Below are 21,592 nucleotides of genomic sequence, written 5' to 3' on the forward strand. Positions count from 1 at the left end.
AAGGAAGTCATTGGCGTTACAGCGACCCTTATGTCAAAATCCGCTCCTTTATGTTCTATAGCTGCATAAAAATGCAGCGTAACGGTGCTTTTTCTCACCAGGAGATGATACGGTAATGCCACAAAATATTCAGTTGCGCAGAGTGCTTAAAACCCCCGCGCTGGTCGCTTTCGGGCTTGCCTATATGGTGCCTTTAGGCGTATTCACTACCTATGGACAGGTGACCGTATTAAGTCAGGGGCATTTGCCCGTTGCCTATCTGGTGACTGTTGCCACCATTCTGTTTACCGCCCTCAGTTATTGCCGGATGACCAGCGCCATGCCGCTGTCTGGCTCCGCCTATTCCTATGTTCAGCGTAGTTTTGGCGGGAAAACCGGTTTTCTGGTGGGTTGGGCGCAAATTTTGGATTATCTGTTCCTGCCAATCCTTAATTATTTAGTTTTAGGCATTTTCTTGCATGAGGCATTTCCGGCTATCCCTGCTCCGGTATTTATTATTGCGTCTATCATCAGTGTCAGTCTGCTTAATATTCTGGGCGTGCGTTTACTCACCTCAGTTAATTTCTCGCTGATCGCAGCACAGATGGTCTTTATCATATTATTTATTGCGCTCTCTTTCAGTCAGGCCGATTTAAGCCCGGAAGCGTTAATGAAGCCACTTCTGGTGAATGCCGGTGACCTATCCGGGTTACTCTCTGGTGCGGCAGTGCTCTGTTTGGCCTTCCTCGGTTTTGATGCCATCGCGACCATGGCCGAAGAGGCGCACGACGCCAAACGCACTCTGCCACGGGCCATTCTCTTTACGGTGATCAGCGCCGGTGCTATTTTTATCGCCGTTTCCTATGCTGCCCATTTGGCCTATCCCGACTGGAAATCGTTGATTCCACATCAGGATACCGCCAGCCTGATTATCTCCGAGCATGTCGGTGGGAAGTGGATGTATAACTTCTTTATGGCCACTTATTTGACCGGCGTTTATGCCTCCGCAATGACCGCGCAGACCAGTGTGTCGCGTATTTTCTATGCCATGGGGCGTGAAGGTGTACTGCCACGCAAAGTGTTCTTCCATCTGCATCGCAAATTCCACACACCGTGGCGGGCCATTTTGTTCGTTGCCACCATCTCGCTGCTGGCCCTATTCCTTGACCTGAACTTAGTGGTATCGATGATAAGCTTTGGTGCCCTCGGCGCCTTCACCTTTGTTAATTTGAGTGTGATAAAGCATTTTATTATCAATGAGAAACGTCGCGGTACTGCGGCCATGTTTAAGTACGGGTTATTACCCATGATGGGATTCGTCATGTCGGTGTGGCTGTGGGTTCACCTTGAACAACGGGCGCTTGAAGTCGGCTTATTGTGGTTGCTGGCAGGCTTTATCTACTTGCTGTGGCTGACTCGCGGCTGGCGTAAATCGCCGCCATCCGTTAATCCAGATGATATTTCACACCTGTTGTAAGCAGCACCAACCACTAATAGAAAAGGGCCACATCGTGACATGTGGCCCTTTTACTGCTTGCCATCACGGCACGAACCGTCAGCAACGCTTATCACTCATCATTTACTGTATTGATCGTGCCCTGCCTACTGCCTCACCTAACTGCCATACCGCCATCGCGTAATGGGTGCTGTGGTTGTAGCGGGTAATCGTGTAGAAATTGGGTAACCCATACCAATATTGATAACCGGTGCCAACATCCAGACGCAGTAAGCTGGCCTCTTGATAACCCTCTAGCGAACCAGACGGGCTTAGCCCTGCGGCAGATAACGTCGAGATAGGGTATTTCGTCTTAAAGCCATTATCAAGGTACGGCGCTTGCCCATTAGCGGGCACCGCGACCATCGCACCTTTGGTCCAGCCATGGGATTTGAAGTAGTTAGCGACACTGCCGATGGCATCCTCCGGGTCCCATAAATTGATGTGGCCGTTACCATTAAAATCAACAGCATAGCTTTTGAATGACGATGGCATAAATTGGCCGTACCCCATCGCGCCCGCATAAGACCCCCGCAAGCTGAGCGGATCATTACCCTCCGCACGCGCCATCAACAGGAAGGTTTCCAGCTCGCCAGAAAAGTACTCAGCACGGCGTGGATAGGCAAAGGAGAGTGTTGCCAGGGCATCAATGATGCGCGTTTTCCCCATCACCCGGCCCCAGCGAGTCTCAACCCCAATGATTCCGACGATAATCTCCGGTGGCACGCCGTAAACCTCATAGGCACGTTGCAACGCCTCTTGATGCTGATTCCAGAAGTTAACACCGTTTTGCACATTATCAGGGGTAATAAACTGTTTGCGATAGCGGTTCCACGCACCATTAGGGCCGGAAGGGCGGCCTGCCGATGGTGCTTGTTTATCCATCAGGCGGATAACAAAATCCAGTTTTTTAGTTTGGGCCAATACATCATGCAGTTGTTGAGGCTCAAAACCGTGTTCACGCACCATTTTGTCAACAAATCGGGCAGTGTCGGCGTTATAAGCAAAATCACCGTTTTGCAAATGCCCCACATGTTGCGGCTCAAGCAAGAAACCGCTTTGTATCAGGCCCGCCGAGGGCTCGGCAGCAACAGGAGGTGTCGGTTTGCTACTACAGGCAGAGAGCAACGTAAGTAAGGGAACAATAATAGCCAGGTAGCGCATCGAATACCCATAAACCATACAAAAAAGTGATAGCTATGTTAAGTCATTGTCTGCCACGAACAAACAGGAAAATTCGAACAATAAAGTTAGGTCCGATGCATTTATAAATCATCTTCGGATGATTATTGGCCTAGGTGAAAATTTACAACGACCGAGTACGAACCGTAATCCGGCACCGATTTCAGTCGGGGAATTGTCTACATAAAGAATAACATCTTCAATTGCCGCTGTTTTAGTTGCACCATCATAGTAATCAAAGGTTTTAAAGTTCTGCGGTAAACGGGCATCGGCTGGTAATGATTTGCCTACATAATCCTCCTATGGCATTCCCTGCTTCATGTTGCCCTGTCCCCATTGCATACCCACTTCAGAAGCTTTTACTGTCGCGGTCGACGTATTGCAGCTCATAAATGAAATTGCAGCTTTGGCCAAATCTTTAACCAATAGTCCACCAGAAGCAAGCATGGTCTGATTTTCTGGGTCAGACACAAATACCACAAACTTCGTCCAGCCTGGACGTTCAGACATATCGGAACCGCCCTGAGTGATTTCCTTATCTATCACTTGGGCTTCCAGTGAGTTGTCTTTCAGCTTCTGGTCAGTTTCCGCACTTTGTTTATCACTAACCTGCCTCCATTTAGCGATAATCGATTGACAGTCACCGCCCGACTTACGGCAACCCGACAATTCTTTATCGAAAGCGAGTCCTTTATCTGCACTCAGATAGTTATTCTCCACGACAACCCCAACCGCATGGGCTGAGATTATTGTAAATCTCACTCAGGATCTGAAGGAGGCTTTTTACGGGAGTTAAATTTATCTATTAAATTAAAGACTGTTGTAGCCAGTGTGATTGCAGAGCCAGCTATACAACCGAAAATTATAGCCCTTCTTACTTGATTTAGTGGAAAATAAAAACCATCACCTTTCAAATAGTAAAAAGTCGCAATCACTCCGCCTAAAAGCAACAGCATAAGCGTAGAAGATAAACAACTATAAAGAAATAATACTGCATAAGCATATAGCTGTTTCATTATTTTTTCTCCTCAGAAGCATCTTTTGGCTTATTAAGGTCTTTAATAAATCCAGATGAAAACTCTGAGGCAACACTTCCCCAATAATCATAAATAAATCCTGGGATTTCTTTACCTGTTAATGAATTTACAATACCAGGAGCATATTCCCCGAACATTCCTCCAGCCCAAGTGCCTATAGCAGCCCCGCCAATAGAACCAGTATTCGGTCCATCAGTAAAGAATGCACTACCCGCAGCTATTCCGACGTTCTGCCAGACAGTTCTCCCCGGTGCAAGCATTCCCGAGATCCCGGAACTGACGCTGCTCTTGTAATCCCAGGCTTTGTTTCCATTATCCGGCTGGCTCAGATCAAACCACTGATAACTTCCGTTGGCAATTTCCGCAATAACTCCACCACCTATGACTTTACCTAACGATGCCGCAGGCCCCAAATACCACGCCCCCGCTATCGTAACCCCATTCTGATAACCTTCTACTATCGCTTTGGTTATGTTCGCCCCTTCCGGCAAATCACCTTTCGCGATCTTATCCAGTCCAACCTGCTTTTCCTCTGGCGTCAGATTGTGGTCCACGGCGTACTGATTCCACGATGCATAAGCCGCACCGATACTGTCCATGCCAGAACCGAAGCTCAGCACATTATTCTCCACCGCATTCTTCCCAGCCTGCGCGCCGATGAGAAGGCCGGTGCTGCTATCAGTACTTAAGCCACCCAGGATACCGGCAGTTAAGGTACTAATCGCACTAATAATTCTCTTATCAGGTTCGGACAAATCAGCGATTTTCTTGCCTGGATGCACCTCATCCATATAGATGTTGGCTGCCCACACTACCAGAGGAGGAGATTATACAGACACTGCGCAAAACCTGTAAGTTACCGAACCGTAAGCAGCAGTCCACTGATTTTATTCTGAACCAAATTACCCATACAAAAAATAGTGCTGAAAATGAAACATTTGGTAGCAAATAACGCGAATGATTTTCACTATCATTGTTAATTTCTTTCTATACAATTGCTCTGTTTTGCGGTTGCCTGACAATCTCGTTTTCTTCTTTGAGCTTTTAAAAGGATCTCAGTTTATGAAGTTACGTTTCCCCTCTTTCGGCCCTGTCGCCCTACTGGCTTCCTCAATGATGCTGGCGTTCTCCGTCAATGCCGCATCAAATGATGAAGGTATCGTGATTTATAATGCTCAACACGAAAATCTGGTGAAATCCTGGGTTGACGGTTTTACCAAAGATACCGGCATCAAAGTGACTCTGCGTAATGGCGGCGACAGCGAGTTAGGTAATCAACTGGTTCAGGAAGGCAACTCATCCCCCGCCGACGTTTTCCTGACTGAAAACTCGCCGGCAATGGTGCTGGTCGATAACGCCAAATTGTTCGCACCACTGGATGCAGCCACACAGGCACAGGTTGCGAAAGAGTATCGCCCTGAACATGGTCGCTGGACCGGTATTGCGGCTCGTAGCACCGTGTTTGTCTATAACCCGGAAAAAATCAGCGAAGCCGAATTACCTAAATCCATTATGGATTTGGCAAAACCTGAATGGAAAGGCCGTTGGGCTGCCTCACCATCGGGTGCCGACTTCCAGGCCATTGTCAGTGCCATGCTGGAGTTGAAAGGCGAAAAAGCGACGTTGGAATGGCTAAAAGCCATGAAAACCAACTTCACTGCCTACAAAGGTAATAGCACCGTGATGAAAGCGGTGAATGCGGGCCAAATCGATGGCGGAGTTATCTATCACTATTACCGTTTTGTCGATCAGGCCAAAACAGGTGAGAACAGCGGTAAAACCAAACTGCATTATTTCAAACATCAAGACCCTGGCGCATTTGTGAGTATCTCCGGCGGCGGTGTTCTGGCATCCAGTAAGCACCAGAAACAAGCGCAGGAATTCGTCAAATGGATCACCAGCAAATCAGGCCAGGATATCTTGCGTACCAACACCGCATTTGAGTATGCCGTTGGTGTCGATGCCGCTTCAAACCCTAAATTGGTGCCACTGAAAGACCTGCAAGCACCGAACGTTGAGCCGTCTAAACTCAACAGTAAAAAAGTGGTTGAGTTAATGACTGAAGCCGGTCTGCTGTAATAAGGACAACCGACTGATAGAATGCATTTTTAGCCCGTCACATCACTATGGCGACGGGCATTTAACAAGCCGAGCGCCTTGACTATTATGGCTAATATAAGCACCGATATTGTATCGGTTCCACTGCATAAGGCAGCCCAACGGCAGTATAACCATCGCCCGGGGTTTGGGATTGTGGCTATTGCGGTTCTGCTGTCACTGCTATCCCTGCTGCCATTAGGGTTTGTTATTGGTATCGCTATTGATACCGGTTGGCCAACAGTCAAAGCCCTGGTTTTTCGCCCCCGCGTGGGCGAATTACTGATTAACACCGCACTCCTGGTGCTCTTTACCTTACCGCTTTGCGCCATTATTGGCGTTGCACTGGCATGGCTGACCGAGCGTACGGCCCTGCCCGGCAGGCGGATTTGGTCACTATTGGCTATTGCACCGCTAGCCGTACCGGCTTTTGTACAAAGTTATGCATGGATTAGTCTGGTGCCATCAATGCATGGCCTTGCCGCTGGCGTGTTTATCTCAGTAATTGCCTATTTCCCCTTTATTTATCTGCCCGCATCCGCTGTATTACGCCGCCTTGATCCCGGCCTTGAAGACTCAGCATCATCATTGGGTAGTCCCCCAACAGTGGTCTTCTTTCGCGTGGTTCTGCCGCAACTAAAATTAGCCGTATGGGGCGGCTCGATACTGATCGCGCTGCATCTATTAGCGGAATATGGCTTGTATGCCATGATCCGTTTCGATACTTTTACCACCGCTATTTTTGACCAATTTCAATCCACGTTTAACGGTCCGGCGGCCAATATGTTGGCAGGGGTTTTGGCGTTATGTTGCCTGGGGCTATTATTAATCGAAGCCACCAGCCGTGGCTACAACCGCTATGCCCGGGTCGGCTCCGGTAGCGCCAGGCGCCAAACTGCATATTCAATGGGTACAACCATCACACTACTGTGTCTGTTATTGCCATTGCTACTCACTGCACTCTCGCTCGGCGTGCCCTTTATCACGCTGGCCCGCTGGCTCTATATTGGTGGAATTGATGTGTGGCTGAATCCTGAACTGCTACCAGCCTTGAAGCAAACACTGGCATTAGCACTGAGCGGTGCGGTTATTATCACATTGTGTGCCGTCCCCATGGCATGGCTATCGGTGCGCTATCCGGGGCGCTTGCACCGTGTGATGGAAGGCTGTAATTATGTCACCAGCTCGCTGCCCGGTATCGTGGTCGCGCTGGCGCTGGTGACCATCACTATCCGTGTTGCTCGCCCGCTGTATCAAACAGAATTCACTATTTTGCTGGCTTATTTATTGATGTTTACCCCACGCGCTTTAATCAGTTTACGGGCCGGCATTGCGACCGCCCCGGTCGAATTGGAAAACGTGGCCCGCAGCTTGGGCAAAACACCCACTCAAGCCGTATGGAGCACCACCATGCGCCTTGCTGCACCTGGCGCCGCTGCCGGGGCGGCACTGGTGTTCCTCGCTATCTCCAATGAGCTGACCGCCACACTATTACTGGCCCCGAACGGCACCCGAACACTGGCGACTGGCTTTTGGGCGTTGACCAGTGAAATTGATTATGTCGCGGCATCACCCTATGCACTGCTGATGGTGGCACTATCTCTGCCGTTAACCTGGCTTCTTTATTCTCAATCGCAACGTACGGCAGGATTATGAGCACGCTTGAACTTCAGCAAATCGGTAAGTCTTTCCAGTCTGTTACCGTATTAGACCGAATTGACTTGCAGGTTTCCGCCGGCAGTCGCACCGCAATTGTTGGGCCATCCGGCTCAGGCAAAACCACGTTGTTGCGGATTATTGCCGGGTTCGAAACCCCCGATCACGGTAAAGTTATTCTGCAAGGTCATCCGGTATTCGACAATTCAACCCACGTGCCAGCGCACAAAAGAAGGATTGGTTTTGTACCGCAAGATGGTGCGCTGTTCCCCCACTTTACCGTCGCGGGCAATATTGGTTATGGACTAAAAGGGAGCAAGCAGGACAAAGCCCGCCGAATTGATGAACTGATGGAGATGGTCGCACTGGATCGGCGGTTATCACAACTTTGGCCCCATGAGATTTCGGGTGGGCAACAGCAGCGGGTCGCTCTCGCCAGAGCGTTAGCACAGCGGCCGGTACTGATGCTGTTGGATGAACCTTTTTCAGCTCTGGATACCGCCTTACGCGCCTCAACGCGCAAAGCGGTGGCTGAACTGTTGGCACAGGCAAATATTGCCTCCATTTTAGTGACGCATGATCAAACCGAAGCATTATCATTTGCCTCGCAAGTCGCGGTAATGCGGGCGGGTAAACTGGCGCATGTTGGCCCGCCGCAAGAACTCTATTTGCGACCGATTGATGAACCGACAGCGACTTTCCTTGGCGAAACATTGATTCTTTCCGCCAATATTGATACCGGATGGGCTGATTGCGCACTGGGCAGCGTCAGGGTTGATGATGAGCAACACCATGGATTGAGCCGGATTATGTTACGGCCAGAACAGATTACTATCACCCCTTTGCCCGCAGATCATCACTACACCACTCATTGTCTGGCCAAGGTTATCAATATTGATTTTGCGGGTTTTATCTCAACACTCACCCTATATCTGGTTGAAAGTAATGAAACGGTAGAGGTTAAAACCATCAGCCGCGAAGGTATAAGTATCGGTTTAATGGTTGACCTGACAATTATTGGCCAAGCGCATATTTTTGCTAACTGAGTAACCTCACTGGGCATTGCAACCTTGGTTTTTGGCTCGCATTGCTCAGTATGGCCTTTATCCGGCTAAGGGGCTTTATGCTGCTGGCGTAATCTTCGATACTCCAGCAACGTCAACACAATAACCACCACATCCAGCGCAGTTATTACGATCAATAACACCGAGTGAGTGAAGGTATAACGATAGAGTTGATAGATAATGAATAAGCTGAATATGACTATTGCCGCCGGATAATAACCCAGTTTTTTGCGCCATAATCCAATAATGATCCACAACTTAACCACGCCGTGGATGAGCAGATAAAATGCGGCAAAATGCAGACTGCTGATAGAGAGGTTTTGTGCCGCATGCAGTAAATAATGGGCTACTACATCGCCACGGTCTTCAATAAATTCAACTTGCGTGATGCGATGCAGAATATTTAGCAAAAACTGCGGCGTCACAAAATAGGTTAAAATACCGCTGATAATCTCCATCACGGCTAAGATTGCTTTCAGTAATAAGCTCAGTTCAAAAACTGCGTGAATATTCCTTTCACCTAAGATGTTGTTACCATCGAATCTGTTTTTCATATTCAACATCACGCTGATTCTCTACAATATAATACTCGATGGAGAATAGCGTAACAGTTTACGTGGTGCCAGTTAAAGCACCACGTCATAACCGTATTATCTGCAATACAGGTGCCTTAGAATGTAATAACTGTTTTTAATCCAGTGACCCATGCATCTTGCGTTTGGCTTACCCCTGCTGGTGAGTGCCAATATTGTAGATCAGGTTGTAATTCCAGCCATGAAGTGACACGGAAACGATAATACAGTTCGGCAGTAACCGAATGCCCAGGTATTGGAGAGTAACGTGGATTATTATAATCAGAAACATTATTGATTTGATTCAGATAGCGTTGATTATCTTTATAATAATCACTCAGTTTAACCATTGATACGCCGAATCCCAACCAATCTTGTGGGCGGCTATCAAATAAGCCGCGATAACGGATGCCCGCAGAGGTAGCGTAATGCATGTAATTGGTCCGTTGATCCGCCAACGACATGCTGTAAAACACACTTAAACCACGGTTGGCGTCATCCTGATGTTTTGTTACCTGCTGATTGAATCCACTGTAAAAGAACCAAGTATTATTATGGTAACGATAGCCACCTGGGTCAGTCGCTCCGGGAGCACCAGAGACCCCGTTATAAAGATCCCGTTGTTCAGCATTGGTATAAAGAACACCAAGGTTATAAATACCGGGTAAATCCTGGAACGCATTGGTTTTTAATTCCAATTCCAGCGGCAGTAATATGCCTTTGCTGCCCTTGGTTGACCAACTCCACGCCCTACCACGGCTCGGTGCATCAGGGTTTTGCTCCATCACCCCGGTTTTTAATGTTAAGCCATCGGTAAGCTTATATTGCAGCGTGGTTCCCCAATAATGAACGTTCCAGTTAAACCAGGTCAGCGAGTTTGCTGATTTACCGCCACATAATCCAAGAGTTTGAAAATCGCAGGGAATAATTTGGTCAAAATCCTGTACTTTATTCATCAAACCAATTCGCCAGTGCAGTTTCTGACTCGCAAAACTGCGCGCAAAGGTTAACCAGCCCAAGCGAGTAATCGACTGACCACCAAAACTTTCCTGCGACAAATCGGTTATATTCGCCCGAGGATCTTGTAACCGATCCCGCGTGAGGTTGTTATCATGATTGCGGTTAACAATATTCCCTTCGATTACTGCATCGGGAATCCCCGTATATAACGCAAGATCCTGCTGAAAAGTCAGTGAAAACTGATCAATATAAGACGCTTGTTTATCATGATTATAGCCACCACCCGCGTTATATGATAATTGACTCAAGTAACCGAGTGAATAATTAAAACCGTGCTCCGATAAAATAGGGCGAATACCTAACATATCGCCTAGCAGCCCTGTTTGCTGTGGCTCAAAACCTAATGCGATCCCCTGCCACTCCGGCGTTGATTGTTCCACATATTCACCACTGCCCGTTAAACCTTCACTTAATGCCGATGATGAAAATAAAATAGTAGAGGTCAGTAAATAAAATGCAGCAGAATTTATCTGACGAGTCAGATATAAAGTTGGTTTCATTATTTTCCCTTTTTAGAATAACCCGCACATCTAATAATAAATACTCAGTACTTCCCCAAAAATAAGTCGTGTTGCAGTGAGGCAAAACAGTTGAGAGCTGCTTATATCACTGCAACATACAAACGTCGCTATTAGCGTTTCAATGCCTCGCCATTACTCTGAATCACATCGCGATACCAATAGAAGCTCTTCTTACGACGGCGTTCCAATGTGCCATTACCACTGTCATCGCGATCGACATAAATAAAACCATAACGTTTGGATAATTCAGCTTTTGAGGCGCTAACCAAATCAATCGGCCCCCAACTGGTATATCCCATAACCTCAACGCCATCTTCGATAGCCTCACCGACCTGGACCAGATGGTCATTGAGATATTCAATGCGATAGTCATCTTCAATATGACCATTAACATCCGGCTTATCTTTCGCTCCCAGCCCATTCTCAACAATAAACAGGGGTTTTTGATAACGATCCCATAATTCATTGAGCAGGATACGCAGCCCGTCAGGATCGATCTGCCACCCCCATTCCGAGCTGGCCAAATGCGGGTTCTGCACCATGCTAAGAATATTACCTCGGGCTTTACGGTTTAACTCTTCATCGGCGGTCACGCAGCCGCTCATGTAATAACTAAAGGAGATAAAATCGACAGTCTGTTTTAATGCCAGTTTATCTTCAGCAGTGATTTCAACACTAATGCCGTGCTGTTTAAAATAACGAGCCATATAAGAGGGGTAATAACCGCGAACCTGCACATCGCCAAAGAATAGCCATTCACGATTCTGCTGTAATGTTTCCAATACATCGGCAGGCTTGCAAGTTAGTGGATACATCAGCCCACCCAACAGCATATTCCCGATTCGGCCATCAGGGATAATTTCATGCAATGCAGCAACCGCTTTGGCACTGGCAACCAACTGGTGATGGATAGCCTGATACACGGCACTCTTACTGCTTGCTTGCTCTAATCCTACTCCGGTGAATGGCGCATGCAGCGACATATTGATCTCATTAAATGTCAGCCACAATTTAACCTTATGCTGATAACGCTGAAACACGGTGCGGGCATAATGTTCAAAGAAACCAATTGTTTTACGATTACCCCAACCACCATAATTCTTAACCAGCCCGTAAGGCATCTCATAGTGGGATAATGTCACCAATGGCGTAATGTTATATTTCGCCATTTCATCAAATACACGATCATAGAATGCCAGGCCTGCCTCATTAGGCTGCTGCTCATCGCCCTGTGGGAAAATACGTGTCCAGGCAATGGATATCCGCAAACATTTAAACCCCATCTCAGCAAATAGCGCGATATCCTCTGGGTAGCGATGATAAAAATCGATAGCGACATCTTTGACATAACTGTCACCACTCACCCTGGGAATGATATCGCCAAAAATTCCATGGGGTTGTAAATCAGAGGTAGATAGCCCTTTCCCCTCAGTAAGATAAGCCCCTTCTACCTGATTAGCGGCAATCGCACCGCCCCAAAGGAAATTATCTGGAAATGCATGTTTCATCGGTTTTCTCCTAAATCAGTATTAACGAATTACGGTTAATAACGGGGCTTGCTCAGTAATAGAGGTGCCTTTAGCACACAGGACATCCTGATAATTTTCACTGTTGCTGATAATTATCGGCGTCGTCAGGTCATAACCTGCTCCGGTAATCGCCGCACAATCAAACTCCAGCAGTAAATCACCTGCGTTGACCCGGTCACCGGCTTTAACATGAGCGGTAAAATATTTGCCATCGAGTTTGACGGTATCAATACCAACGTGGATAAGGACCTCAGCACCAGAATCAGATTCAATGCCAATCGCATGGTGGGTTTTAAACAGTGACGCTACAACGCCATTAACCGGTGACACGACCCGCCCTTGTTGTGGAATAATCGCAATTCCCGCCCCCAATAAACCACTGGCGAAAATACTGTCACTGACATCCGCTAGCGCTAACAATTCGCCACTGATCGGGCTGAATATCACTTCGCCGATACCACTGTGGTTATCGGTGATGGATGAGGTGTGAGACAAATCCTCTGTTTCTGCGCTAGCAACAGGCGCTGGCAGGCCAAAAAAGAAGGTGCTGATGGCAGCAAAGATCAACGCAATCAGGGTGCCAATAATGGCGCCCCATACGCTGGCATCGACACCTGTAGCGGGAATTATTTGGGCAAAAGAGAAGATACTGGCAAGGCCGAATGAATAAACATGGGTCTGGCAGAAACCGACGATGACACCCCCTATCGCCCCGCCCACGCAGCCAAAAACAAACGGTTTTTTCGACGGTAACGTCACCCCATAAACAGCGGGTTCAGTAATACCGAATATCCCCGCAGTAAATGCCGAACCAGCCAGCACCTTCATTTTTGCATCGCGAGTACGTAAAAAGACACCGAGCGTGGCCCCCACTTGCCCCATAACTGCGGGTAATAACAGCGGCAACATGGCGTCATAGCCCAGTACACTCAGGTTGTTTATCATCAAAGGGACCAAACCCCAGTGCAGCCCAAAGATAACGCAAATCTGCCATAGCCCTGCCAATACACCACCGGCAACAGGAGGAGCAGCCGAATAGATAATTTGGAACCCCGACGCCAATAAATGGCTAAGCCAGGTTGCCAGCGGGCCAATCAGTAAGAAGGTGGCTGGAACGGTTATTACCAGACACAGTAATGGCGTGAAAAAGTTCTTAATATTGCTGTGTAACACCCGGTTAAACCCTTTTTCTAACCGACTACTAACCCAAGCCGCTAATATGATAGGGATAACCGACGAGCTGTAATTGATAAATGTGACCGGAATACCAAGGAAATAGGTCTCAGAAGCACCGGGTTGCCCGGCTGCGTTAAATGCAGCGAGCATCAAGGGGTGCACTAATGCACCACCAATCGCCATGGTAATAAATGGGCTGCCACCAAACTTCTTACCGGCGGTATAACCCAATACCAGTGGGAAGAAATAAAACAGTGAGTCACTGGCAGCAAATAAAATTGTATAGCTGCCGCTGTCGGGTTGTAACCAGCCGCAAACAAGACTCAGAGCCAGAAAACCTTTAAGAATACCGGAGGCGGCCAATACACCGAGCAAGGGGGTGAAAATACCCGAAATGATATCGATACAGTGACTGAACAAACTCTCTTTTTGATTACCTGACTTGTTGTCATGTTCTTCAGCATCAGCCAACCCCGCTTGGTTCACTAACGCCTGGTAGACCTCACTAACATGGTTTCCGATAACCACCTGAAACTGGCCACCACTTTCCACTACCATAATAACGCCAGGATTATCTTTCAGCGCTTGGGCATCAGCCCGCGCCATATCCTTGAGTTTAAAGCGCAAACGGGTAGCGCAATGTACTACGCTATTAATATTACTCTGACCCCCTACTCCGGCGAGGATCTCGCTGGCGACCGTTGTGTATTGCATCGTGTTTTCCTTCGGTAACACTCTTGTTTATACAGGTAAAGATTCGGGCAAAAAAAAACCTAAACGCACTCCGCACCGCGACCCAGCGACACAAGTACATTCAGGTTTTGCCTGCCGAAGCAGTAACAATCCAGTTTGGCGAAATTCTCTTACTACTTAGAACCCTTCCCTTTTAAATCATTTAATCTGGTAGATTAAAACTTTCCCGGCGAACGCGTTCAATATGGATAGTCAAAAACATCCGCTCTTCTTTGCTCAAATCTTGTTGATACTGCAATTTCATATGCTGCTGAATCTTACCCGCACAGCGGTAAGCCTCAGCATAATTATCTTTCACTGCATCGTGTAAGGAATCATCATCACTGGTGACCCCATTACGGCCCAACATTCGCTGTGAGAAAAATTTCAGATGGGTAACAAAACGGTGATAACTCAGCCCGTCCTCATCATATTCCAGCTTAAATTGGTACTTCACGATATGCAGTATCTCCTGCATTACCTTCGTCACTTGCATTACTTCAGGCATTTCACCCTTCAACTGAGCATTCACCAGATGGAGCGCGATAAATCCAGCTTCATCTTCACGCAATTGCACCCCAAGGCGTTGTTTAATAATCAGCAAGGCTTCACGACCCAAGGCAAACTCTTTGGGATACAACCGACGAATCTCCCACTGCAATCCATTCGTTATATCCAAACCTTGTTTATGCCGCTCAATCGCATAGAAACAGTGGTCAGTCAGCGAAATGTAGAGGTTATCCTGCAACTTACCCAGTTTTGCCGTTGCCTGCGTGATGATACAGTCACAAGCAATCATTACTTCTAATGGAATACAGCTCAGTAACTCACTCAGCCGCGAAACCAATTCATTGTCTTTTAGAGCAAACACTTTTTCGATCAATGTGTTATCTAGCGATTCACCTGGGTGTTTTTGAAAGCCAAGACCACGCCCCATAATGACTTGTTCCTGACCATGCTGATCGAGAACAATAACTACATTATTGTTAAGTATTTTAGCGATTTGCATGCTTTAGCCCTGAAAACAAAAAAACCCGACTCAGCAGCATTCATCACGCTACTAAATCAGGTTTTGCCCGCCATTGACGGTAACAATCCAACTATTCGGTAAACTACCATGTTAATGCACGACTGCAAGCTGGAAGAGATAAGAATCGTGATGTAGATCTCCTCTTATCTGGATAAATAGATCAGCATGTCATTTTAGCCATTATTTAGTTAGGGTTAATATCACCAACCATTGGCGTTATGGTGATAAAGAATAGCGGTAAAAACAGCCGTTGCTTTATTAAGACTTTTCTTAAGATCATAAAGATAAATTAAATTAACCCATAAAATAATGGAAATAATAACAGCACCCGGTCATTTGAGATTGATTCTTTATTACAACCACTAACTTTATATAAATACATTAATTTTATGTATAGGAAATGGTTAATATCTTACGGTAAATTATTAATAACCTTCGCCTCACTCACAAAAAACAGCGCGATATTTCCGTTATATCGTCTTAATTGATTTACATCATATAAAAGTAACAAGTTATTTCCTAAGGTGAGACATTGCCGCTCAACCCTAATTTTCTTATTTTTCATTAAAAAAGTGTCCTCCGCAAAGGTAATGTCGATGAATAACAATAAAAGACCTATCACCGGCTCACTAAGCCGCCGTGAATTTATTCAAACATCCGCCGCAGTCACCGGGGCTGCGGCTATTGCCGGTTCTATCACCCTTCCTTTTTCAGTACATGCCGCGCCAGAAGAGCACGCAGCAACAACAGAAGAAACCATTAAATACAGTGCTTGTCTGGTCAACTGCGGTAGCCGCTGCCCACTAAAAGTACATGTGATAAATGGCGAAATTATTAAGATTGCTAATGAAGCAATTTATGATGACTCCACCTTTGGTGAGCATCAAATTCGCCCCTGTTTACGTGGCAGATCGGTAAGATGGAAAACATATAATCCGGATCGAGTAAAATATCCCATGCTGCGTGTTGGCAAACGCGGCGAAGGTAAATTTAAACGTATCAGTTGGGATGAAGCTACCACTATTGTGGCTGATAATCTAAAAAGAACCATTGCACAATACGGCAACGAAGCAATTTATTATCAATATGGTTCTGGTTCGACCGGCGCTAATTTACAAGGCCGCAATGCCTGTAAAAGAATGCTGAGCTTGCTAGGTGGTTTTCTCGATCAACACGGTACTTATTCCACCGCCCAAATAAATACGGTAATGCCGTATATCTATGGCAATGCAGACGAAACTTTGCTGGATGAAATTAAAAACTCAGACCTGGTGGTTATGTTTGGCCATAATCTGGCAGAGACTCGGATGTCGGGCGGCGGGCAATATATCGAAACCGTTCATGCTCTGGGGCAAAGCAAAGCCAAAGTCATTATTATCGACCCACGGATGACCGACAGCGTAACGACCCTCAATGCAGAATGGGTCCCCATCTTCCCAGGTACCGATGCCGCGCTGGTGGCGGCATTAGGACATGTATTAATTAAAGAAAATCTGACTGATGAAGATTTCCTGGCACAATATTGTGTCGGCTGGGATGCCACAACATTACCCGCCTCAGCCCCCGCCAATGGTTCTTACAAAGACTATATTTTAGGTAACGGCCTCGACGGGGTAGAAAAAACACCGCAATGGGCCAGTGAGATAACCGGTATTGCGCCAACGCGGATTATTCAATTAGCCCGCGAGTTGGGAAATGCCCGTGCAGCATGGATATCACAAGGTTGGGGGATTCAGCGCAGTGCTAATGGCGAACAGGCGGCGCGCGCTATTATGATGTTGCCATTGATGACTGGTAATATTGGCCGCGCCGGAACCAATACTGGAGCCTGGGGCGGGAATGTGAAATATCCGGTGCCGGGATTCAGTATTCCGAACCCAGTGAAGACTGCTATTCCCTGCTTTATGTGGACCGATGCTATTTTTCGTGGCACTGAAATGACAGCGAAAAATGCGCATGTGAAGAATAAAGATAAACTTGATACCAATATTAAGTTTATGTGGAACTACGCCAGTAATGTTATCGGCAATCAGCATTCTGATCTGAATAAAACCCACCGTATTTTACAAGATGAATCACTGTGCGAGTTTATTTTGGTGTGGGAAAACCACATGACCAACTCTGCCAAATATGCTGATTTATTACTGCCCGATGTCACCTCAGTTGAATCAAATGATTTAATTGATAACTCCTACGCCAGTGGGGCTTATCACTACGTCACACGGTTGCAAAATGCGATCGAGCCGCTGTGGGAGTGCCGCCCGTCTTATGATGTGTTAGCCGAAATTGCCACCAAGTTAGGAATTGGCGATGCCTTTACCGAAGGCCATACCCAGCAAGAATGGATTGAAATCAGTTATAACAAAATGCGTGAGAAAAACCCTGCCTTGCCACCTTTTGAACAGACCAACGACCAAGGCATCATCGATCGTATTTATGCCGACAGCAGTCAATATATCGCGTTAAAAGATTTCCGTGATGACCCTGTGAACCACCCGTTGAAAACCCCGTCTGGCAAAATTGAGATCTACTCGCAAGCGCTGGCAACATTGGAAAAAGAGTGGCAACTGGCACCCGGTGATCGCATTACCGCTGTCGCAGAATATTGCCCAACCTTTGAAGGTGTTAGCGATGTAGAAACCATGAAAACCTACCCTTTGCAGATGACAGGCTTCCATATCAAAGGCCATACCCACTCCTCCTACTACAACGTAGCCATGCTGCGGGAAGCGGTACCACATCAGTTTTGGATTAACCCTATTGATGCCCAGCCTCGCGGTATCCAACAAGGGGATATGGTCGAAATTTTTAACAGCCGAGGCCGCATGCGTATTGCAGCAAAGGTTACCGAACGGGTGTTGCCGGGGGTTATTACCGTGCCGCAGGGTGCATGGCGAAATACCAATAAGGACGGCATTGATGTGGGAGGGTGTATCAATACGTTAACAACACTGCGACCGTCGCCACTGGCAAAAGGTAACCCACAACACACCAACCTCGTTGAAGTAAAACGTATATAAGGAGTTGAATAATGAAGCAATATGGTTTTTTTGTCGACTCCACCAAGTGCACCGGATGTAAGACCTGCCAAATCAGTTGCAAGGATGAGAAGAAGTTGGATCTCGGGCCGAAGCTGCGTCGGGTTTACGAATATGGCGGCGGCAGTTGGACTCAGCAGAACAATATCTGGGTACAAAATGTCTTTAACTACTACCTCTCTATCGCCTGTAACCACTGCTCATCACCTACCTGCGTAACGGGTTGCCCAACCGGTGCCATGCATAAACGCGAAGAAGATGGTTTGGTGGTGGTTAATCAGGATCTCTGTGTCGGCTGCCGCTATTGCGAGATGCGCTGCCCGTATGGTGCGCCACAATTTGATGCCAAGAAGAAACTGATGACCAAGTGCGATGGCTGCTATCAGCGGGTCGCCGCAGGTGATAAGCCAGTTTGTGTCGAATCCTGCCCGCAGCGGGCGTTAGATTTTGATGAAATCACGCTATTGAGGGATAAATACGGTGAAGAGAATGCCATTGCGCCATTGCCGCACGCGCATCTGACACACCCCAATCTGGTTATCAGAAGCCACCGTGATGCCAAGCCATCCGGTGATACATCAGGCCGCATCCAAAATCCGGCGGAGGTATAAAATGCATGAATTACCCTTGGTGTTTTTTACCGTACTGGGGCAAACCGCTGTCGGGTTGTTTGCACTGGTGCTACTGAGCCACAAACTCGGTATGACCACGCCACTGCAACTCAAACAAGCCAATATCATCGGCCTGATACTGATGATGGTAGGCCTGATCGTTGGCACACTGCATGTTGGGCAACCATTGCGCGCCGCCACCATGCTCTTGGGTGTTGGTCGCTCACCGATGAGTAATGAGATAGTGCTCAGTGGATTGTTTGTCGCCATGGCCTGTGGCACCGTATTTTTCTCAACCATAGCCAAAAATACATTACTGCCAATGCTGTGCAATGTGGCAACGGTTATCTTCGGCCTGGCCTTCGCCTGGTCAATCACCCAAGTTTATCAACTGACAACCGTGCCTAATTGGGATACCTCGTACACCTCCCTACAACTGTGGATGACGGTACTGGTCGGGGGCGGCGCTTGCGCTATTCTGACCGGCGCTCGTCAGCTTGGCGCATCAGCCGTGTTGGTCGGTGCCATTGTGACTTTGGTGAATAAACCGGGTTACCTCAGCTTTCTGGGTCAAAGTTCAGCACAACTGAGTAGCCAGCAGGCGCTGTTTTGGGGAATTCAAATTCTGCTGCTAACGCTCGGTATCTTTGTTGCTGCCGCAGCATTACTGAAAGACAGGATCCCTCGGGTTACGCTCGCGGTCAGTGCCTCGGCGCTGGTGATCGGTGAGTTGGCTGGGCGTATCGCTTTCTACAATCTCTGGCAAGTGCCAATGTAAATTAACATATTGATTCTATTGGCCTACTGACAAATAACTGTTTAGCCGTGATACCTGCGGCTAAGCCGTATTGAGATAGCTGGACCTGAAGAGAGAAAATTTTGATGTTACTGAACACCACTCTGCCGAGGATTTTAGGTGCCTGTTTTTACTATCCACCACAGTCCAATACCGTACAGCGCCTTTGGCCACTACTGCCACAGATTGCTGAGATTTTTCCGTGGCCCAATCCGGCTAAAATTGCACGATATTGCCAACAGATGCCGAGTATCCAACCCGAGCAACTGGAATATGATTTCTCGATTTTGTTTGAGGGACAAGGTGAAATGCCCGCCCCACCTTGGGGGTCAGTTTATCTGGATAAAGAAAATATCTTGATGGGGGCGAGCACCCTGCAATATCGCCAATTCCTGTCAACATTCGGGTTGGTGAATCAAAGTGCGATACGTGAACCGGAAGATCAATTTGGCCTCATGTTACTGGCATGGGTTCATTTAATTGAACAGCAGCCGACAACTAAGCCCCCATCGGATAAAGCCGCGCTAGCACTGCTCACTGAGCATTTACTGCCATGGGCCTATCGCTATCTTGAGCTGGTAACCAACAGCCAAACCGAGCATCAGGTATATCCGTTGCTGGCAAAAATCGCCGAGTGCTACCTGAAAACCTTACAAACTGAACTGGGCCTATTTCCTCAGCCCCGTGAGCTATTTCGGTGATAAAAGACGAGCGCTACTACAAGGCGTATCTGGAAAACCGCACCATCAGTCGCCGTGGGCTATTTCGTGGCTTGCTAAAAAGCGCCCGCCAACAACCACTTACTCTCCCATCGGGGAGCGCAATCAGACCACCGGGAGCCATTATTGAAAGTGCTTTCACGCAAACGTGTACGGGGTGTGAAGCCTGCATGCACGTCTGCGACGAGCATCTGATAGTCATGGTCAGTCAACGGCCTGAGTTGGATTTCTCTACCCAATATTGCAGCCGTTGTCTGGCCTGTACCACTGCTTGCCAAACCGGTGCTTTATCCCCCTCTACCCACTATATTACGGCGCACCCTCACGTAGAAAACATCTGTCAAAATACCTATATCTACTGCGACAGTTGCGCCGATTACTGTGATAAACAGGCTTTGGCGTGGCAGCCCCACCAGCCGCCGATACTGGCTTTAGCGCAGTGCGATGGCTGCGGTGAGTGTGCATTCAGATGCCCGGCAAGGGCGCTGGAAATGCGGCTGACATCACCCAAAATGGCCGATTGAATCAAAGTGCTACTACGTTAAATAAGTAACCCCGACCTGCTGATGTCAGTACAATGCCACTACCTTTAGTAGCTTGTACCCCACAGGAGTGACACCGTGTTCCATTACCCAGCCCATTATACCCTTGATGAAGCCAGCGGCGAGTACCACATCCAGTATCGCGACTTCCCTGAATTGGAATCAGTGACCTACTCTCAGGAAGATATTGAACTGGAAGCACAGGACGGTATTAAGAATGGTATTGCAGCAGAAATGGAAGAGCGCCGCCCCGTCCCCGCCCCCTCAGCGCTGCAACCGGGTGATATTGCAGTTCATGTGCCCATTCTGGTGCGACTGAAAGCTGAATTACACAATGCCATGTTAACCACCAATACCCGCAAAGCAGATATGGCGCGCAAGCTCGGTTTGAATGCCGCACAGATGGATCGCCTGCTGGATGTGTACCACGCTTCCAAGGTTGAAGCACTGGAGCAAGCCCTGTATTTACTGGGCTTTGAGGCCAATATCGCGGTGAAAAAAATAAGCTGATTGTCTTAACGTCGGCCAGATTGGCTTAGATTATAACCAAGAGAGTAACAAATTGTTATTTAGCGATAATTTAAAAAAACGTTAATAGCTTCACACTTCAATGCATTGGCTCACAATATTTGCGGTTTATATACGAAAACGTGATCTAATGCATAAAATTACAGTATTGAAAGTTTCTCCCTGTTGGGATTACATTAGCCCGATCCTGTCGTATGCCACTGAGTTAGCTCAGGCTGGCACGACAATTCGGATGTATCTCAGATTGATAGCTGGCCAGTTGTGATGA

At 47.5% G+C, this 21,592-nt stretch carries 19 protein-coding genes and 1 pseudogene; 10 read left to right on the forward strand and 10 right to left on the reverse strand.

The window, feature by feature from the left end; translation table 11 throughout:
- Positions 1-115 precede the first annotated feature (115 nt).
- The gene (locus Q2T71_RS14465) at positions 116-1,456 is read left to right on the forward strand and encodes an APC family permease (protein WP_372559545.1); all 1,341 of its coding nucleotides are present in this window, start codon (positions 116-118) and stop codon (positions 1,454-1,456) included.
- A gap of 102 nt (positions 1,457-1,558) precedes the next feature.
- Here Q2T71_RS14465 and mltB read toward each other — a convergent pair whose 3' ends face one another.
- From mltB to Q2T71_RS14490, 5 genes and pseudogenes are all read right to left on the reverse strand, one after another.
- Positions 1,559-2,638 (reverse strand): lytic murein transglycosylase B, encoded by a 1,080-nt coding sequence (gene mltB, locus Q2T71_RS14470; RefSeq protein ID WP_372559546.1) that lies wholly within the window; start codon positions 2,636-2,638, stop codon positions 1,559-1,561.
- A 108-nt stretch (positions 2,639-2,746) separates the two neighbouring features.
- A pseudogene (locus Q2T71_RS14475) lies at positions 2,747-2,944 on the reverse strand (hypothetical protein); the annotation flags it as partial.
- Between the two features lie 12 nt (positions 2,945-2,956).
- Positions 2,957-3,376, reverse strand: a complete 420-nt coding sequence (locus Q2T71_RS14480) for a hypothetical protein (RefSeq protein ID WP_372559547.1) — start codon at positions 3,374-3,376, stop codon at positions 2,957-2,959.
- Between the two features lie 38 nt (positions 3,377-3,414).
- Entirely contained in the window at positions 3,415-3,672 is a 258-nt protein-coding gene (locus tag Q2T71_RS14485; protein ID WP_050084865.1) for a hypothetical protein, read from the reverse strand.
- Positions 3,672-4,484 (reverse strand): VENN motif pre-toxin domain-containing protein, encoded by an 813-nt coding sequence (locus tag Q2T71_RS14490; RefSeq protein ID WP_372559548.1) that lies wholly within the window; start codon positions 4,482-4,484, stop codon positions 3,672-3,674. Before Q2T71_RS14490 ends, Q2T71_RS14485 begins: the two co-directional genes overlap by 1 nt.
- Before the next feature lie 271 nt (positions 4,485-4,755).
- On the opposite strand from Q2T71_RS14490, the gene Q2T71_RS14495 reads away from it, so the two are divergent.
- The 3 genes from Q2T71_RS14495 to Q2T71_RS14505 all read left to right on the forward strand — a co-directional run bounded on the left by Q2T71_RS14495 (position 4,756) and on the right by Q2T71_RS14505 (position 8,492).
- The gene (locus tag Q2T71_RS14495; protein ID WP_372559549.1) at positions 4,756-5,772 is read left to right on the forward strand and encodes an iron ABC transporter substrate-binding protein; all 1,017 of its coding nucleotides are present in this window, start codon (positions 4,756-4,758) and stop codon (positions 5,770-5,772) included.
- 87 nt (positions 5,773-5,859) lie between these two features.
- Positions 5,860-7,446 (forward strand): ABC transporter permease, encoded by a 1,587-nt coding sequence (locus Q2T71_RS14500; RefSeq protein WP_372559550.1) that lies wholly within the window; start codon positions 5,860-5,862, stop codon positions 7,444-7,446.
- Entirely contained in the window at positions 7,443-8,492 is a 1,050-nt protein-coding gene (locus Q2T71_RS14505; RefSeq protein WP_372559551.1) for an ABC transporter ATP-binding protein, read from the forward strand. Before Q2T71_RS14500 ends, Q2T71_RS14505 begins: the two co-directional genes overlap by 4 nt.
- Before the next feature lie 65 nt (positions 8,493-8,557).
- Here Q2T71_RS14505 and Q2T71_RS14510 read toward each other — a convergent pair whose 3' ends face one another.
- The 5 genes from Q2T71_RS14510 to licT all read right to left on the reverse strand — a co-directional run bounded on the left by Q2T71_RS14510 (position 8,558) and on the right by licT (position 15,069).
- Positions 8,558-9,073, reverse strand: a complete 516-nt coding sequence (locus tag Q2T71_RS14510; protein WP_372559552.1) for a DUF2127 domain-containing protein — start codon at positions 9,071-9,073, stop codon at positions 8,558-8,560.
- A 107-nt stretch (positions 9,074-9,180) separates the two neighbouring features.
- Positions 9,181-10,602 (reverse strand): carbohydrate porin, encoded by a 1,422-nt coding sequence (locus Q2T71_RS14515; RefSeq protein WP_372559553.1) that lies wholly within the window; start codon positions 10,600-10,602, stop codon positions 9,181-9,183.
- Between the two features lie 131 nt (positions 10,603-10,733).
- Positions 10,734-12,131, reverse strand: coding sequence for a glycoside hydrolase family 1 protein (locus Q2T71_RS14520; protein WP_372559554.1), 1,398 nt, complete (start codon positions 12,129-12,131; stop codon positions 10,734-10,736).
- Between the two features lie 21 nt (positions 12,132-12,152).
- The gene (gene bglF / locus Q2T71_RS14525; RefSeq protein WP_372559555.1) at positions 12,153-14,042 is read right to left on the reverse strand and encodes a PTS beta-glucoside transporter subunit IIABC; all 1,890 of its coding nucleotides are present in this window, start codon (positions 14,040-14,042) and stop codon (positions 12,153-12,155) included.
- A 181-nt stretch (positions 14,043-14,223) separates the two neighbouring features.
- Positions 14,224-15,069: a BglG family transcription antiterminator LicT gene (licT, locus tag Q2T71_RS14530; RefSeq protein WP_372559556.1), complete on the reverse strand. Its 846-nt coding sequence runs from the start codon at positions 15,067-15,069 to the stop codon at positions 14,224-14,226.
- Positions 15,070-15,686: 617 nt separating this feature from the next.
- Between licT and Q2T71_RS14535 the strand changes: the two genes are divergently transcribed.
- The 6 genes from Q2T71_RS14535 (at position 15,687) to Q2T71_RS14560 (ending at position 21,306) form a co-directional block, all read left to right on the forward strand.
- Complete coding sequence (locus tag Q2T71_RS14535) at positions 15,687-18,110, forward strand: DmsA/YnfE/YnfF family dimethyl sulfoxide reductase (protein ID WP_372559557.1); 2,424 nt, start codon at positions 15,687-15,689, stop codon at positions 18,108-18,110.
- 11 nt (positions 18,111-18,121) lie between these two features.
- Positions 18,122-18,739: a DMSO/selenate family reductase complex B subunit gene (locus tag Q2T71_RS14540; protein ID WP_372559558.1), complete on the forward strand. Its 618-nt coding sequence runs from the start codon at positions 18,122-18,124 to the stop codon at positions 18,737-18,739.
- 1 nt (position 18,740) lies between these two features.
- Complete coding sequence (locus tag Q2T71_RS14545) at positions 18,741-19,517, forward strand: dimethyl sulfoxide reductase anchor subunit family protein (RefSeq protein WP_372559559.1); 777 nt, start codon at positions 18,741-18,743, stop codon at positions 19,515-19,517.
- Between the two features lie 104 nt (positions 19,518-19,621).
- Positions 19,622-20,236 carry a molecular chaperone gene (locus Q2T71_RS14550; RefSeq protein ID WP_372559560.1) on the forward strand — a complete coding sequence of 205 codons (615 nt, stop codon included), beginning with the start codon at positions 19,622-19,624 and terminating at the stop codon, positions 20,234-20,236.
- Positions 20,233-20,778, forward strand: coding sequence for a 4Fe-4S dicluster domain-containing protein (locus Q2T71_RS14555; RefSeq protein ID WP_372559561.1), 546 nt, complete (start codon positions 20,233-20,235; stop codon positions 20,776-20,778). Before Q2T71_RS14550 ends, Q2T71_RS14555 begins: the two co-directional genes overlap by 4 nt.
- A gap of 96 nt (positions 20,779-20,874) precedes the next feature.
- Positions 20,875-21,306, forward strand: coding sequence for a hypothetical protein (locus Q2T71_RS14560; RefSeq protein WP_372559562.1), 432 nt, complete (start codon positions 20,875-20,877; stop codon positions 21,304-21,306).
- Positions 21,307-21,592: the final 286 nt, after the last annotated feature.

Source organism: Yersinia sp. 1652 StPb PI (assembly GCF_041538345.1).
In the GTDB taxonomy this organism is placed as follows: Bacteria; Pseudomonadota; Gammaproteobacteria; order Enterobacterales; family Enterobacteriaceae; genus Yersinia; species Yersinia enterocolitica_E.

Coding starts and splice junctions, on each gene's coding strand:
- Q2T71_RS14465 (WP_372559545.1), top strand. CDS start 116: ATGCCACAAAATATTCAGTTGCGCAGAGTGCTTAAAACCCCCGCGCTG.
- mltB (WP_372559546.1), bottom strand. CDS start 2,638: ATGCGCTACCTGGCTATTATTGTTCCCTTACTTACGTTGCTCTCTGCC.
- Q2T71_RS14485 (WP_050084865.1), bottom strand. CDS start 3,672: ATGAAACAGCTATATGCTTATGCAGTATTATTTCTTTATAGTTGTTTA.
- Q2T71_RS14490 (WP_372559548.1), bottom strand. CDS start 4,484: ATGGATGAGGTGCATCCAGGCAAGAAAATCGCTGATTTGTCCGAACCT.
- Q2T71_RS14495 (WP_372559549.1), top strand. CDS start 4,756: ATGAAGTTACGTTTCCCCTCTTTCGGCCCTGTCGCCCTACTGGCTTCC.
- Q2T71_RS14500 (WP_372559550.1), top strand. CDS start 5,860: ATGGCTAATATAAGCACCGATATTGTATCGGTTCCACTGCATAAGGCA.
- Q2T71_RS14505 (WP_372559551.1), top strand. CDS start 7,443: ATGAGCACGCTTGAACTTCAGCAAATCGGTAAGTCTTTCCAGTCTGTT.
- Q2T71_RS14510 (WP_372559552.1), bottom strand. CDS start 9,073: ATGTTGAATATGAAAAACAGATTCGATGGTAACAACATCTTAGGTGAA.
- Q2T71_RS14515 (WP_372559553.1), bottom strand. CDS start 10,602: ATGAAACCAACTTTATATCTGACTCGTCAGATAAATTCTGCTGCATTT.
- Q2T71_RS14520 (WP_372559554.1), bottom strand. CDS start 12,131: ATGAAACATGCATTTCCAGATAATTTCCTTTGGGGCGGTGCGATTGCC.
- bglF (WP_372559555.1), bottom strand. CDS start 14,042: ATGCAATACACAACGGTCGCCAGCGAGATCCTCGCCGGAGTAGGGGGT.
- licT (WP_372559556.1), bottom strand. CDS start 15,069: ATGCAAATCGCTAAAATACTTAACAATAATGTAGTTATTGTTCTCGAT.
- Q2T71_RS14535 (WP_372559557.1), top strand. CDS start 15,687: ATGAATAACAATAAAAGACCTATCACCGGCTCACTAAGCCGCCGTGAA.
- Q2T71_RS14540 (WP_372559558.1), top strand. CDS start 18,122: ATGAAGCAATATGGTTTTTTTGTCGACTCCACCAAGTGCACCGGATGT.
- Q2T71_RS14545 (WP_372559559.1), top strand. CDS start 18,741: ATGCATGAATTACCCTTGGTGTTTTTTACCGTACTGGGGCAAACCGCT.
- Q2T71_RS14550 (WP_372559560.1), top strand. CDS start 19,622: ATGTTACTGAACACCACTCTGCCGAGGATTTTAGGTGCCTGTTTTTAC.